The sequence below is a fragment of the Sphingomonas donggukensis genome (assembly GCF_023674425.1).
GTDB lineage: Bacteria > Pseudomonadota > Alphaproteobacteria > Sphingomonadales > Sphingomonadaceae > Sphingomonas > Sphingomonas donggukensis.
The window spans coordinates 2671044-2684269 of sequence record NZ_CP098401.1 but is presented as its reverse complement, the minus strand read 5'-3'; the positions used below and the strand labels follow the sequence as shown (position 1 = coordinate 2684269).

Below are 13226 nucleotides of genomic sequence, written 5' to 3'. Positions count from 1 at the left end.
GCCGCTGCCCCTCAGTGCAAATTCGGGCGCAAATACCGCTCGGCGAGCGCACGGTCGATGCCGCGGCGGGCGGCATAATCCTCGACCTGATCCTCGCCGATCCGCGCCACCCCGAAATATTCGGCCTGGGGGTGGCCGAAGTAGAAGCCGCTGACCGCAGCGGTCGGCAGCATCGCGAAGCTTTCGGTCAGGGTCGCACCAGTGGCGTGATGGGCATCGAGTATGTCGAACAGGATCGGTTTCAGGCTGTGTTCGGGGCACGCGGGGTAGCCGGGCGCGGGGCGGATGCCGCGATATTGTTCGCGGATCAGCGCCTCGTTGGTCAGCTGCTCGCCCGCGGCATAGCCCCACAGGTCGGTGCGGACATGGCTGTGCAGGCGCTCGGCGAAGGCCTCGGCCAAGCGGTCGGCCAGCGCCTTCAGCAGGATGTCGCTGTAATCGTCGATCCCGGCCTTGAAGCGCACCAGATGCGGCTCGATACCGTGGATGCTGACCGCGAAGCCGCCGATCCAGTCGCCGTCGCCGTCGATGAAATCGGCCAGGCACATGTTGGGCCGCCCCTCGCGCTTGGCGATCTGCTGGCGCAGGAACGGCAGGCGGACGAGGTCGTCGTTCTCGGCGAGACCGAGATATTCGAGCGCGCCCAGTTCCTCGGCGCTCCACACGCCCTCGCGATCGACGAACACGTCGTCGCCGTGGCGCACGCACGGCCATAGCCCTGCGACACCGCGCGCGGTCAGCCATTTCTCGGCGATGATCTTGTCGAGCATCGCCTGCGCATCGGTGAACAGCGACGTCGCGCTTTCCCCCACCACCGGATCGTTCAGGATCGCGGGGTAGTTGCCGGCGAGCTCCCACGCGCGGAAGAAGGGCGTCCAGTCGATCACCTCGCGCAGGTCGGCCAGGTCCCAGTCGCGGAAGACGTGGATGCCGGGCTTCGCGGGCGTGCCGGGCTTCAGCCCCATGTCGGCGTGGAACGGGTTGGCGCGGGCCTTGGCGAGCGGGAGCAGGTCGTTCTGCCCCTTGCCCTCGCGCGCGGCGCGGACCGCGGCGTAATCGGCGTCGGTCTTGGCCACGAAATCGTCGCGGATGGTGTCGCTGACGAGTGTCGTCGCAACGCCCACCGCGCGCGAGGCATCGAGCACATGGACGACCGGCCCGTCATAGGCGGGCGCGATGCGCAGCGCGGTATGGACCTTCGACGTGGTGGCGCCGCCGATCAGCAGCGGCATCGTCATCTTCGCGCGCTTCATCTCCTCGGCGACGGTCACCATTTCGTCCAGCGACGGCGTGATGAGGCCCGACAGCCCGATCATGTCGGCATCGTTCTCGTTCGCCGCCTCGAGAATCTTCGACCACGGCACCATGACGCCGAGGTCGACCACTTCGAAGCCGTTGCACTGGAGCACGACGCCGACGATGTTCTTGCCGATGTCGTGGACGTCGCCCTTGACGGTCGCCATCACGACCTTGCCCTTGCCCTTGGCGCCGGGCTCCTTCGCCGCTTCGATGAAGGGCAGCAGATGGGCGACCGCCTTCTTCATCACGCGCGCCGACTTGACGACCTGCGGCAAGAACATCTTGCCCGATCCGAACAGGTCGCCCACGACGTTCATGCCGTCCATCAGCGGCCCTTCGATCACCTCGATCGGTCGTGCAAAGGCGAGGCGGCATTCCTCGGTATCCTCGACGACGTGCGCGTCGATGCCCTTGACCAGCGCGTACTCCAGCCGCTTCGTGACCGGCAGCGACCGCCATTCCGCCGCCGCCTTTTCCGCGACCGCATCGGTGCCGCGGTACTTCTCGGCGAGCGCGACCAGCCGCTCGCCGGCGTCGGGATCGCGGTTGAGGATCACGTCCTCGCACGCGGTGCGCAGCTCCGGGTCGATCTGGTCGTAGATGTCGAGCTGCCCGGCGTTGACGATCGCCATGTCCATGCCGGCCGGGATCGCGTGGTACAGGAACACGCTGTGCATCGCGCGGCGCACCGGCTCATTGCCGCGGAAGCTGAACGACAGGTTGGAGAGCCCGCCCGAGATGTGGACGTGCGGGCAACGCGCCTTGATCTCGCGCGTCGCTTCGATGAAGTCGACGCCGTAGTTGTTGTGCTCCTCGATCCCCGTCGCGACCGCAAAGACGTTGGGGTCGAAGATGATGTCCTCTGGCGGAAAGCCGATATCGGTCAGCAGATCGTAGGCGCGGGCGCAGATCTCGACCTTGCGCTCCTTCGTGTCGGCCTGCCCGACCTCGTCGAACGCCATCACCACGACCGCGGCGCCGTAGTTCATGCACTTTCGGGCATGATCGAGGAACTGGTCGACGCCTTCCTTCATACTGATCGAATTGACGATCGGCTTGCCCGACACGCACTTGATCCCCGCCTCGATCACCTCCCATTTCGAGCTGTCGATCATCACGGGCACGCGGGCGATATCGGGCTCGGCGGCGATCAGCTTCAGGAACGTCGTCATCGCCTCGACGCCGTCGAGCAGCCCCTCGTCCATGTTGACGTCGATGACCTGCGCGCCGTTCTCGACCTGCTGGCGCGCGACCTCGACGGCACGCGCGTAATCGCCCGCCATGATGAGCTTCTTGAACGCCGCGGAGCCGGTGACGTTGGTGCGCTCACCGACGTTGACGAAGGAGGTGGAGGAGGTGGTGGTCATGTCACTCTCAAATCCTCCCCGGCACGGGGAGGGGAACCGCTCGCAGAGCGGTGGAGGGGGCTCTCCACAAAAGTCATCGCTGGTGGAGAGCCCCCTCCACCATGCTTCGCACGGTCCCCCTCCCCGCGAGCGGGGAGGAATATTTCTACGCCGCCATCGTGAACGGCTCGAGGCCCGCCAGCCGCGTGCGGACCTCCGGGCTGGCCGGCACCCGCGGCGACAGGCCGCGCACGGTGTCCGCTATCGCCTTGATATGCGCGGGCGTCGAACCGCAGCAGCCGCCGAGGATGTTGACCTGCCCCGCATCGGCCCACTCGCGCACCAGCGCCGCGGTCGTCTCGGGCAGTTCGTCATAGGCGCCGAGTTCGTTGGGCAAGCCGGCGTTCGGATAGACCATGATGAGCGTGTCGGCGATGCCGGCTAGCGTCTTCACATGCGGGCGCAGCTGTTCCGCGCCGAACGAGCAGTTGAGCCCGATCGTCACCGGCTTTGCATGGCGCACCGCGTGCCAGAACGCCTCGACCGTGTGGCCGCTGAGGTTGCGGCCTGAAAGATCGGTCAGCGTCATCGACAGCATGATCGGCAGGTCGCGGCCGAGAGCCTCCTGCGCCTCCAGCACCGCCATCACGCCGGCCTTGGCGTTCAGCGTGTCGAACACTGTCTCGATCAGGATGAAATCGGCCCCGCCCTCGACCAATGCATCAGTCTGGTCGCGGTACACGCCCTTCAGAAAATCGAAGTCGATCTCGCGGAAGCCGGGGTCGTTGACGTCCGGCGAAAGCGACAGCGTCTTGTTGGTCGGCCCGATCGCCCCGGCGACAAAGCGCGGGCGCCCGTCGCGGGCTTCATATTCGTCGGCCAGGCGGCGCGCGATCTTTGCGCTCTCGACATTAATCTCGCGCACCAGCGCCTCGGCGCCATAGTCGGCCTGACTGATGACATTCGCCGAAAAGGTGTTGGTCGACACGATGTCCGACCCGGCGTCGAGGTACGCGCGGGTGATCGTCTCGGGCACGTCCGGCTTCGTGATCGCCAGTATGTCGTTGTTGCCCTTCTGGTCGTGGGTCAGGCCGAGCGTGCCGGCGTAATCGCCCTCCGACAGCTTCCAGTTCTGGATCTCGGTCCCGAAGGCGCCATCGGTGATGAGGATGCGCTTGGCGGCCTGCGCCAGCAGGCGTTCGCGGGGAGTGGTCATGCTGCTGTCTCCTCAAGCGCGGGGTCGGGGCGAATGCCCAGCAGATGGCAGATCGCGTAGGACAGCTCGGCGCGGTTGAGCGTGTAGAAGTGAAACGCGCGCTCGCCGCCGGCATAGAGCTTGCGGCAGAGTTCGGCGGCGACGGTCGCGGCGACCAGCTGGCGCGCGGCGGGGCGGTCGTCCAGCCCCTCGAACAGCCGGCCCATCCATGCCGGCACGTCCGTACCGCACATCGCCGACATGCGGACGACGCTGGCGAAGCTCATTACCGGCATGATGCCCGGCACGATCTCCGCCGAAATCCCCGCCGCCGCCACCGCGTCGCGGAAGCGGAAGAAGGTTTCGGGCTCGAAGAAGAATTGCGTGATCGCGCGGCTGGCGCCCGCGTCCAGCTTGCGCTTCAGATTGTCGAGGTCATGGCCGGCGTCGGGCGAATCCGGGTGGCATTCGGGATAGGCGGCGACCGAGATTTCGAACGGGTGCAGCCGCTTCAGCCCCGCGACCAGCGCGGCGGCGTTCTCGTAGCCGCCCGCCGGCGACACGAATTTCGTGCCCGCCGTCGGCGGATCGCCGCGCAGCGCGACGATGTGGCGCACGCCGGCTTCCCAGTAATCGTTTGCGACCGCGTCGATTTCCTCGCGCGTCGCCTCGACGCAGGTCAGATGCGCCGCCGCCGGAATGTTCGTTTCCCGCGCGATGCGGGCGACGGTCGCGTGGGTGCGCTCTCGCGTGGTGCCGCCGGCGCCGTAGGTGACCGACACGAAGCGCGGGGCAAGCGGGCTCAATGTCTGCACCGACTCCCACAGCGTCGCTTCCATCTTCTCGGTCTTGGGCGGGAAGAATTCGAAACTCACCTGTGCGTCGCCGGCGACATCGGCGAACAGCGGCGCGTTCAGCGCGATCGCGCTGTCATGGTCGGCTTGGGCGCGACGCGCTTCTTCCAGCTGGCCCAGGGATAATGTCACGCTGCCTTCACCTCTTTCATGCCGGTCGCGACCTTGCGCGCCAGCCATAGTTTCACGGTCAGTTCGCCGCCCTCCAGCGTTTCGACCTGCACCGGCGCCAGGCCCGCGGCCTCGAACCAGCCGAGCAGCTGATCGTCGGAGAAGCCCAGGCGCGTATGCGCGTCGCGCAGGCGCAGCTCCTCGCGGTCGTGCGGCGCGAAATCGGCGATCAGCAGCCGCCCGCCGGCGCGCAGCACCCGCGCCGCCTCACCGATCGCGGCACCCGGCTGCTGCGCGAAATGCAGGACGTGGTGCAGGATCGCCAGATCGGCCTCCGCATCCGCCATCGGCAGCGCGTAGAGATCGGCCTGGCGCAGGTCGGCATTTGGCTGTCCGTGCAGCTTCGCGCGCGCTAGCCGCAGCATCTCCGACGACCGGTCGATGCCGAGCGCGCGGTCGGCGCGCGGGGCGAACAGCTCCAGCATGCGCCCGGTGCCGGTGCCGATGTCGATGATCCGTCCGAGCGGCACGGCATCGCTGCCATCGACGCCCAGCACCCGCGCCATCGCCGCTTCGACCTGGTCCTCGGCAACATGGAGCGAGCGGATCGCGTCCCATTCGCGGGCGTGCGCCTCGAACCATTCCGCCGCCGACGCCGCGCGGTCGGCACGCACTGCGGCCAGCCGCGCGCTGTCGGCGATCGCCCAGTGATCGGTTTCGGCAAGGTGCCACTGGTCGAGCGCGTCGAGCACGGGATCGACCCGTTCCGCTTCGCCCAGTGCCACGAACACCCAGCTGCCTTCCTTGCGCCGCTCGGCAAGCCCGGCGTCGCACAAGATCTTCACATGCCGGCTGACCCGGGGCTGGCTTTGCCCCAGCACCTGCGCCAGTTCGCCCACCGACAGCTCCATCGACCGCAGCAGCGCCAGGATGCGCAGGCGGGTGGCGTCGGCAAGAGCCCGGAAGATGTCGAGTGCGGTGGTCATCGGGACATGGAGATATAAAGATATCTTTATATGCGGTCAATCGCGCGCGCTTGTCGCACCCTTCTGGGTCGTCTAGCGTTGCGGACCCCAGTTCACATGAAAAAGGGAATTTCTGACATGAAGAAGTCGATCGTACTGCCGCTTGCCCTCGCCGCCGCCTTCGGCCTCGCCGCCTGCAGCGAGAAGACCCAGGATTCGATGGCCAACGACATGGACAACGCCGCTGCCGACGCCAACGCCACGATGGGCGAAGCCGCTTCGGACGTCGACGCCGCGACCGACCAGGCCGTCACTTCGGCAGAAAACGCCGCCGACCGCACCGGTGCCGCACTCGACCGCGCCGGCGATGCGACCGCGAATGCCGCCGACCGCGCAGCCGACGCGACCGGCAACGCGCTGACCGCGGCCGGCAACTCGATCCGCGACTAAATGAGCACCCTGCGCCTCGCCGTGCCGGCCCTTGCCCTGCTGATCGCAGGGTGCGGGCGGGCGGACGACGCCGATCCCGGCGGGATCAGCGCGAGCGAGGCGCAGGAACTCAACGACGCCGCCGCGATGCTCGACGCCAATGCGATCGAGATCAACGCGGTGACCAGCGAAGGGAATGCCTCGTGACGCCGCGCCGGCTGGGATCGACCGACCTCGAGATCGCACCGCTGGTGCTTGGCGGCAACGTCTTCGGCTGGACGGCGGACGAGGCGACGAGCTTCGCGATCCTCGATGCCTTCGTCGATGCTGGCGGCACGATGATCGACACCGCCGACGTCTATTCGGCGTGGGTGCCGGGCCACAGCGGCGGCGAATCCGAAGGCGTGATCGGGCGCTGGCTGAAACGATCGGGCAAGCGCGACGCGGTGCTGCTGGCGACGAAGGTCGGCATGCTGCCCGGCGACGGCGGCGAAAAGCTGGCGCCGACGCGCATCGCCGCCGCGGTCGAGGCGTCTCTGAGGCGGCTCGGGACCGATCGCATCGATCTTTATTATGCGCACCAGGACGACGATGCGGTACCGCAGGATGCGGTGCTCGAAGCGTTCGGGCGGCTGGTCGATGCCGGCAAGGTTCGCCTCGTCGGCGCGTCCAATTTCCATGCGATGCGGCTGAAATCGGCGAACGATATCGCACAGGGCGCCAAGCTGCCGCATTACCGCGTGCTCCAGCCCGAATATAACCTCGTCAGCCGCCGCAAGTTCGAGGGCGAGCTGCAGGATTATTGCATCGAGCACAACATTGCGGTGCTTCCGTACTATGGCCTGGCCTCTGGCTTCCTGACCGGCAAGTATCGCTCCTCCGACGACCTCGGCAAAAGCGTACGCGGCGGACGGATGACCGAGTTGCTGGAGGGCAAGGGCGGCGCGGTGCTGGCGGCGATGGACGCGGTCGCCGCCGAGACCGGCGCGACGCTCGCCCAGATCGCGCTCGCCTGGCTGATGGCGCAGCCCGGCGTCACCGCCCCGATCGCGAGCGCGACCAGCGTCGAACAACTGCGCGAGCTGACCGGTGCGTGGGACGTGACGCTGTCCAAGGACCAGCTCGACCGGCTGACGTCCGCGGGCGCCTGACACCCAGCCTTTATTCAGTTTCGCGCGTTTACTGGCGCAGAACCGATGTCCAGCTATCGCCCCCAAGCGCGGGATCGCCTGCCCGCCCTGATCGTCACCGGCGTCTTGCAGGCGGCGTTGCTGTGGGCGCTGATCGCGGGGCTCGCGGTCAGTGTCCGGCAGGGGGTGAGCGAGGATCTGGCGCTGTTCAGCGTGCCGCCGCCAAAGCCGCCGCCGCCGGTGCAGAAGGTCGAGAAGCGCCCCAACCCTTCGCACCGGCCCGAGGGCGCCGCGTCGCCGCCCAACCTCCGCTCCCGCGCGACCGAGATCGTCGCGCCGAAGGTCGAGATCATCTTCCCCCCGCCCGTCGTTACGGCGCCCGCGCCCAGCATCGGCATGGACGCCAGCACCGGCTATGCCGACATCGCAGGCCCGGGCACCGGTGCAGGCGGGGTCGGCAACGGTACCGGTAGCGGCGACGGCGGCGATGGCGACGGCGCGGGCGGGGACGAGACGCCGCCGCGCTGGATCGGGGGGCGGATGAGCGACCGCGACTTCCCCGACGCCCTGCGCGAGACGACGAACGGTGGCGTGGTCGGCGTGCGCTACACCGTGCTCACCACCGGGCGCGTCGGCAATTGCCGCATCACCCGTTCGAGCGGCGTGCCCCTGCTCGACCAGACCACCTGCCGCCTCATCACCCAACGCTTCCGCTTCCGCCCCTCCCGCGACGCTGCGGGTCGCCCGGTCGATTCGGAGATCGTCGAGAACCACGAGTGGGTGAACGAGATGACCGCGGCGGACTTCGAGGAGCCCCCGCCCCAGCGGCGCCGGCGCGGGTGGTAAGGACTGCCCGAAAGCAAGCGATGCCAGAGCTGGCGGGCGTTGGCAGGGCCCCTCAGGCCCTGGTCGTAGCGCGGGCCTGCGCAAAGGCAGCGCCCGGCGCCCCGGTCAGCAGGACCGCGGCAAGCCCCCGCGCGATCGTCTGCGACTCTGTCAGGCGGCCCTCAGGCGAGGTCGCGCAACGGAATGCCGGTGTCGGCCAGCGCCGCCGGATCGGGGGACGCCCCGCCCTCGACGAGCTTGCGACCCTGCGCATAGTCGCGCACGGCGTTGACGCAGTCGAGCGCGATCACCCGCCCCTCCCTCAGATACACGACCGAGAAGCCGGCGGCGTCGGGATCGCCGCGCACGACGGCGGCGTCGTGGCCGGTCGACAACCCGACGGTCTGGAGCTTCAGGTCGTACTGGTTCGACCAGAACCACGGCACCGCGTCATACGCGGCCGGCACGCCAGCGATCGCGCGCGCGGCGACCCCGGCCTGGTCGTTGGCATTCTGCACCGATTCCAGGCGGATGCGGGCGCCCCCGGCATAGCGATTGGCGTGGCGCGCGCAGTCGCCGATCGCGAAGACGTGCGGCAGGCTGGTGCGGCACTGCGCATCGACCTCCACGCCGTCGCCGCCGATCGCCCCGGCGGCCAGCAGCGGCGCGACCGCGGGCGCGATGCCGACGCCGACGACCACCAGGTCCGCCGGCACGACCGCTTCGTCCGCCAGTACGACCCCGGTCACGCGCGCCTCGCCCGCCAGCCGCTGCACCGCCGTACCGACGCGGATCTCGACGCCGCGGGCACGGTGGGCGCGTTCGAAGAACGCCGACAGCGCCGGCCCCGCGACCCGCGACAGCACGCGGTCGAGCGCCTCGATCAGCACCACCGGCTTGCCCATCCCCGCGACGACCGCCGCCGCCTCCAGCCCGATATAGCCGCCGCCGATCACCGCGATACGCTGCGCCGCGCCTAGCTCTGCGCGCATCCGGTCGACGTCGGCGCGGGTGCGGACGGTGTGGACGCCGGGCAGCCCCGCGCCCTCGCACGCCAGCCGCCGCGGCGCGCCCCCGGCAGCCCAGACGAGCGTATCATAGCCGATCGTATCGCCCGCCACCGTCGCCACCGATCGCGCCGCCGCATCGACCGCGACCACCTGCGTCCCCAGCCGGAAATCGACGGCGCGCTCGCGCCAGAAAGCGGGCGGCCGGATCAGCATGCGCTCGAACGGCCTGGTGCCCTGCAGATACTCCTTCGACAGCGGGGGCCGCTCATAGGGAAGCTCGGCCTCGCCGCCGATCACCAGGATCGATCCGGGGAAGCCCTGCTGCCGGAGCGCAATCGCACATGCCGCCCCGGCATGGCCCGCCCCGACGATGACGACGTCGGCGCGCACGGGCGCGGTGTCGGTCCTGGAGGCAAGGTCTTGGCGGTCGGGCTGCATCGGTCACCTCAATCGGGCCCTCACCGATACGAAAGCCGCGCGGACGGCGAAACCGCTATTCGACGGCGGTGCCGGTGCCGGCGGCCAGACGAGGCGCGATCGATGAGGATGCGCTACCGGCGAAAGGTCGTGGCGGAGACGGAGGGATTCGAACCCTCGGTACGGTTTCCCGTACGACGCTTTAGCAAAGCGTTGGTTTCAGCCACTCACCCACGTCTCCGGATGCGGCGCGAGGGCGGGCTATAGCGGGCGGGCGGGGAGCGATCAACCGCGCTGGGAGGCTAAATATTGCGGCGGCGGACTCGGTTCGACCGGCCAATCGATTCACTTCGTCGCCCGTTCATTGCCGGGCAAGGCGGCTTCGGGCTTACTCTGACGCGGACGGGGTTGGGGAACAGGGCGATGCGAGGGTATTTCAGGGCGATCGGGCTGGCGGCGGGCGCCGTGGCGCTGCTGGCGACGCCGCTTTCGGCGCAGGTGCGCACGGTCGACCCCAACAGCGCGATCGACGCCGATCTCTCGGCGCAGGGCACGCGCACCACGCCTCCGCCCCCGCCGCCCTATTATCGGGAAGCGCCGTCGGGCACGCCGGTCGATGCCGGTGGCGACGCGCCCACGCCCGCTCCATCGCCTGCGACCACGCCGATGTCCGCCGATGTCGCAAGCCGCACGACCGCGGCCTCCGAATCGCCGACCTACAAGCGCGACGACGTGCTAGCCGCGGCGGAGAATACTTTCGGCAAGGGCGCCGAGGGCTTGGCCGGCATGGTCGAGAAATTGCTGAAGGAACAGGGCGAACCCAACGCCTATATCGCAGGGCGCGAGGTCGGCGGCGCGTTCGTCGTCGGGCTGCGCTATGGTTCGGGCGTGATGACGCACCGCGTCGAGGGCCAGCGCAAGGTCTATTGGACGGGGCCGTCGCTCGGCTTCGACGTCGGGGGCGACGCCAGCAAGGTGTTCGTGCTGGTGTACAACCTGTACGATTCACAGGAACTCTATCACCGCTTCCCCTCCGGCGAGGGTCGGGTGTTCTTCGTCGGCGGCATGGCGGCGACCTATCTGCGGCGGGGCAACACGGTGCTGATCCCGATCCGGCTGGGCGTCGGCTGGCGACTGGGCGCAAACGTCGGATACATGAACTTCACCGAGAAATCGCGGCTGCTGCCGTTCTAGGCGTAGCGCGGCGGGCGACCATGCTGGTCGCCGACTCGCGCAAGCACGGCCGGCGGGCAAAGCCCGTCCGACGCCATCGGCTTTGCCGATGGCGGGCCAGCATGAAGCGACCGGCCCGAAGAACGACAGTGCTCCGACAGGCTCAGCACGAACGTAGGTGGCGCAGAGGCTCCGCCTGCCCACCAACCTGAGCCTCACAGGGTAACCGGGGCCTCTAACCCACCATGCGCCACCCGAGCGTCTCGCCCGCGCGGAACGGCACCACGCCGCTATCGCCCGCCGCCAGCATCTCGGGCACCGCCAGCGCCCCGCGCTCCAGCGTCACTGTTCCCGCGTTCAGCGGGAGCCCGTAGAAGCGCGCGCCGTTTTCGCTGGCGAACGCTTCGAACCTGTCGAGCGCGCCGTCCTCGTCGAACACGCCCGCATAGAGCTCCAGCGCCGTGAGCGCCGAGAAGATGCCCGCGCAGCCGCAGCCGGATTGCTTGGCCTCGACAACGTGCGGCGCGCTGTCGGTGCCGAGGAAGATGTTGCGCGCGCCCGATGTCGCGGCACGGCGCACTGCGATCCGGTGGCGCTCACGCTTGGCGACGGGCAGGCAATAGGCGTGCGGGCGAAGGCCGCCTGCGAACAGCGCGTTGCGGTTGATGAGCAGGTGCTGGGGGGTGACCGTCGCGCCCAGACGCTCCGGGTTCGCGAGCACGATCGCTGCGGCTTCCTGGGTGGTGATGTGCTCCAGCACGATCTTCAGTGCCGGGAAATCGGCGAGCAGCGGGGTCAGCACGCGCTCGACGAACACCGCTTCCCGGTCGAATATGTCGATCGCGGGATCGGTGACCTCGCCGTGGATCAAGAGCGGCATGCCGACCGCCTGCATCGCCTCGAGCACCGGGGCGATATGGGCGATGCTGGTGACGCCGTGGGCGGAATTGGTGGTGGCGTGCGCGGGGTAGAGCTTGCAGGCGGCGAACACGCCCTCTGCATAGCCGCGACGCACTTCGTCGGCGTCGGTCGCGTCGGTCAGGTAGCAGGTCATCAGCGGCGTGAAGTCCGCGCCGCCGGGCAGCGCCGCCAGGATGCGGGAGCGATAGGCTGCGGCGGCGGCGACGTCGGTCACCGGCGGGACCAGGTTGGGCATCACGATCGCGCGGGCAAACTGGCGCGCGGTCGCCGGTGCCACCGCCGCCAGCATCGCGCCGTCGCGCAGATGGACGTGCCAGTCGTCGGGCCGGCGGATCGTCAGGCGGTCGGGCGGTGTCTGGGGGGCGGTCATGGCGCGGGTCCGGGTTGGAAATGTCGCCTGCGGGCTTACCTAGGGTCGATGACCGGTACCACCCTTCCCGATCGCGCCGTCCTGCGAGTGGCCGGCGACGGCTCACGCGAGTTCCTGCAGGGGCTGGTGACGCAGGACGTTGCGGCGGTGTCGCCCGATCGACCGCAGTGGTCGGCGCTGCTGACGCCGCAGGGCAAGGCGCTGTACGACTTCCTGCTGTGGGACGGCGGCGACGGCACGGTCCTGATCGATTGCGAGCGCGCGCAGGCCGAGGGATTGGCGCGGCGGCTGACGATGTACCGGCTGCGGCGGCCCGTGACGATCGCGGCGACCGACATCGCGGTGCACTGGTCGCGGGATGGGGGCGAGGGGGTGCCCGATCCGCGACTCGCAGCGCTTGGCCGCCGCTGGCTCGGTGCGGCGGGGGAGCCGGCGAGCGGATGGCACGCGCACCGCCTCGCGCTCGGCGTCACCGAAGGTGTGGCGGAACTCGGGCAGGACGCGACGCTCTGGCTCGAATGCAACGCGCGCGAGCTAAACGGAGTCAGCTTCATCAAGGGTTGCTACGTCGGGCAGGAGAATACCGCGCGCATGCACCACCGTGCGAAGGTCAACCGGCGGCTCGTGGTGGCGCCGGGGACCGAAGCCGCCGACCGCACCCGGGCCGTCTATCCCGAACTGGGCGTGAAGGTGGAATTGCGCCGGGTCGAGGCTCTGGGCGATGCGCTGATGACGTCTTGGCTGATGCAGGCCGTGGCGGCGTAAGGGGACAGGCGCTGTGTCCGGCGCGGCGCAGCGTGCGGGGGCTCGGCGCCGGGTTGCGGGGCCGCGCATGCTCACCCGTATCTTGTGTGTCTTGGTCGGGCTGGCGAGTCCGTCTTCTCGGGTTGCTATCGCAGGTGCGCGGGCCGCTAGAACCGAAGGCACAGCAGGCGTCGGCAAACGCCCTACCGTTGGGCGAGCGAGGACTGAGCTCACTCGCCACCCCGTGCAGAGTTTGACGTGGCGTGGTCCAGCTGGCGAGCCTCGATCGCGGAAGGCGTTCACCGACAAGCTCTCGTGGGATGGACCGTATGCCAGCGGGCGTCACATCGGCTCGCTCCCTGAACGCTGATCGAGCAACGACCGCGCAGTACAATGCGGCAAGGCCTCGTTTCCTGCGGGACTGGAGAACTCCGCAG

The 13226-nt window shown here is 69.0% G+C and carries 12 protein-coding genes and 1 tRNA gene; 6 read left to right on the top strand and 7 right to left on the bottom strand.

The window, feature by feature from the left end; all coding sequences use genetic code 11:
- Positions 1-11: 11 nt before the first annotated feature.
- The 4 genes from metH to M9980_RS13190 form a co-directional block, all read right to left on the bottom strand.
- Complete coding sequence (metH, locus tag M9980_RS13205; protein ID WP_250751701.1) at positions 12-2666, bottom strand: methionine synthase; 2655 nt, start codon at positions 2664-2666, stop codon at positions 12-14.
- A 145-nt stretch (positions 2667-2811) separates the two neighbouring features.
- Positions 2812-3861 carry a homocysteine S-methyltransferase family protein gene (locus tag M9980_RS13200; protein WP_250751699.1) on the bottom strand — a complete coding sequence of 350 codons (1050 nt, stop codon included), beginning with the start codon at positions 3859-3861 and terminating at the stop codon, positions 2812-2814.
- Positions 3858-4826 carry a methylenetetrahydrofolate reductase [NAD(P)H] gene (metF, locus tag M9980_RS13195; protein ID WP_250751697.1) on the bottom strand — a complete coding sequence of 323 codons (969 nt, stop codon included), beginning with the start codon at positions 4824-4826 and terminating at the stop codon, positions 3858-3860. Before metF ends, M9980_RS13200 begins: the two co-directional genes overlap by 4 nt.
- Complete coding sequence (locus tag M9980_RS13190; RefSeq protein ID WP_250751695.1) at positions 4823-5791, bottom strand: ArsR/SmtB family transcription factor; 969 nt, start codon at positions 5789-5791, stop codon at positions 4823-4825. The genes metF and M9980_RS13190 overlap by 4 nt, the downstream gene beginning before the upstream one ends.
- A gap of 117 nt (positions 5792-5908) precedes the next feature.
- Here M9980_RS13190 and M9980_RS13185 point away from each other — a divergent pair, with 117 nt between their 5' ends.
- Genes M9980_RS13185 through M9980_RS13170 form a run of 4 tightly spaced genes read left to right on the top strand, consistent with a single transcriptional unit; the run spans position 5909 to position 8175 of the window.
- Positions 5909-6220 (top strand): hypothetical protein, encoded by a 312-nt coding sequence (locus tag M9980_RS13185; RefSeq protein WP_250751694.1) that lies wholly within the window; start codon positions 5909-5911, stop codon positions 6218-6220.
- On the top strand, positions 6221-6406 hold the full coding sequence (locus M9980_RS13180) for a hypothetical protein (protein ID WP_250751692.1): 186 nt from the start codon (positions 6221-6223) through the stop codon (positions 6404-6406).
- The gene (locus M9980_RS13175) at positions 6403-7350 is read left to right on the top strand and encodes an aldo/keto reductase (protein WP_250751689.1); all 948 of its coding nucleotides are present in this window, start codon (positions 6403-6405) and stop codon (positions 7348-7350) included. Before M9980_RS13180 ends, M9980_RS13175 begins: the two co-directional genes overlap by 4 nt.
- Before the next feature lie 45 nt (positions 7351-7395).
- Positions 7396-8175, top strand: a complete 780-nt coding sequence (locus M9980_RS13170; RefSeq protein WP_250751687.1) for an energy transducer TonB — start codon at positions 7396-7398, stop codon at positions 8173-8175.
- A 161-nt stretch (positions 8176-8336) separates the two neighbouring features.
- Here the strand turns inward: M9980_RS13170 and M9980_RS13165 are convergent, their stop codons facing one another.
- A complete protein-coding gene (locus tag M9980_RS13165) occupies positions 8337-9602 on the bottom strand; it encodes an NAD(P)/FAD-dependent oxidoreductase (RefSeq protein ID WP_250751685.1) in 1266 nt (421 codons plus the stop codon).
- A gap of 130 nt (positions 9603-9732) precedes the next feature.
- Positions 9733-9822, bottom strand: a tRNA-Ser gene (locus M9980_RS13160).
- Between the two features lie 182 nt (positions 9823-10004).
- On the opposite strand from M9980_RS13160, the gene M9980_RS13155 reads away from it, so the two are divergent.
- A complete protein-coding gene (locus tag M9980_RS13155; protein WP_250751682.1) occupies positions 10005-10775 on the top strand; it encodes a DUF1134 domain-containing protein in 771 nt (256 codons plus the stop codon).
- A 214-nt stretch (positions 10776-10989) separates the two neighbouring features.
- Here M9980_RS13155 and pyrC read toward each other — a convergent pair whose 3' ends face one another.
- Complete coding sequence (pyrC, locus tag M9980_RS13150) at positions 10990-12045, bottom strand: dihydroorotase (protein WP_250751679.1); 1056 nt, start codon at positions 12043-12045, stop codon at positions 10990-10992.
- A 48-nt stretch (positions 12046-12093) separates the two neighbouring features.
- Between pyrC and ygfZ the strand changes: the two genes are divergently transcribed.
- The gene (gene ygfZ / locus M9980_RS13145) at positions 12094-12810 is read left to right on the top strand and encodes a CAF17-like 4Fe-4S cluster assembly/insertion protein YgfZ (protein WP_250751676.1); all 717 of its coding nucleotides are present in this window, start codon (positions 12094-12096) and stop codon (positions 12808-12810) included.
- Positions 12811-13226 lie beyond the last annotated feature (416 nt).

What these genes read in the sequence shown, in the direction of transcription:
- metH (WP_250751701.1), bottom strand. Translation starts at nt 2,666, where the DNA reads ATGACCACCACCTCCTCCACCTCCTTCGTCAACGTCGGTGAGCGCACC.
- M9980_RS13200 (WP_250751699.1), bottom strand. Translation starts at nt 3,861, where the DNA reads ATGACCACTCCCCGCGAACGCCTGCTGGCGCAGGCCGCCAAGCGCATC.
- M9980_RS13190 (WP_250751695.1), bottom strand. Translation starts at nt 5,791, where the DNA reads ATGACCACCGCACTCGACATCTTCCGGGCTCTTGCCGACGCCACCCGC.
- M9980_RS13185 (WP_250751694.1), top strand. Translation starts at nt 5,909, where the DNA reads ATGAAGAAGTCGATCGTACTGCCGCTTGCCCTCGCCGCCGCCTTCGGC.
- M9980_RS13180 (WP_250751692.1), top strand. Translation starts at nt 6,221, where the DNA reads ATGAGCACCCTGCGCCTCGCCGTGCCGGCCCTTGCCCTGCTGATCGCA.
- M9980_RS13170 (WP_250751687.1), top strand. Translation starts at nt 7,396, where the DNA reads ATGTCCAGCTATCGCCCCCAAGCGCGGGATCGCCTGCCCGCCCTGATC.
- M9980_RS13165 (WP_250751685.1), bottom strand. Translation starts at nt 9,602, where the DNA reads ATGCAGCCCGACCGCCAAGACCTTGCCTCCAGGACCGACACCGCGCCC.
- M9980_RS13155 (WP_250751682.1), top strand. Translation starts at nt 10,005, where the DNA reads ATGCGAGGGTATTTCAGGGCGATCGGGCTGGCGGCGGGCGCCGTGGCG.
- pyrC (WP_250751679.1), bottom strand. Translation starts at nt 12,045, where the DNA reads ATGACCGCCCCCCAGACACCGCCCGACCGCCTGACGATCCGCCGGCCC.
- ygfZ (WP_250751676.1), top strand. Translation starts at nt 12,094, where the DNA reads ATGACCGGTACCACCCTTCCCGATCGCGCCGTCCTGCGAGTGGCCGGC.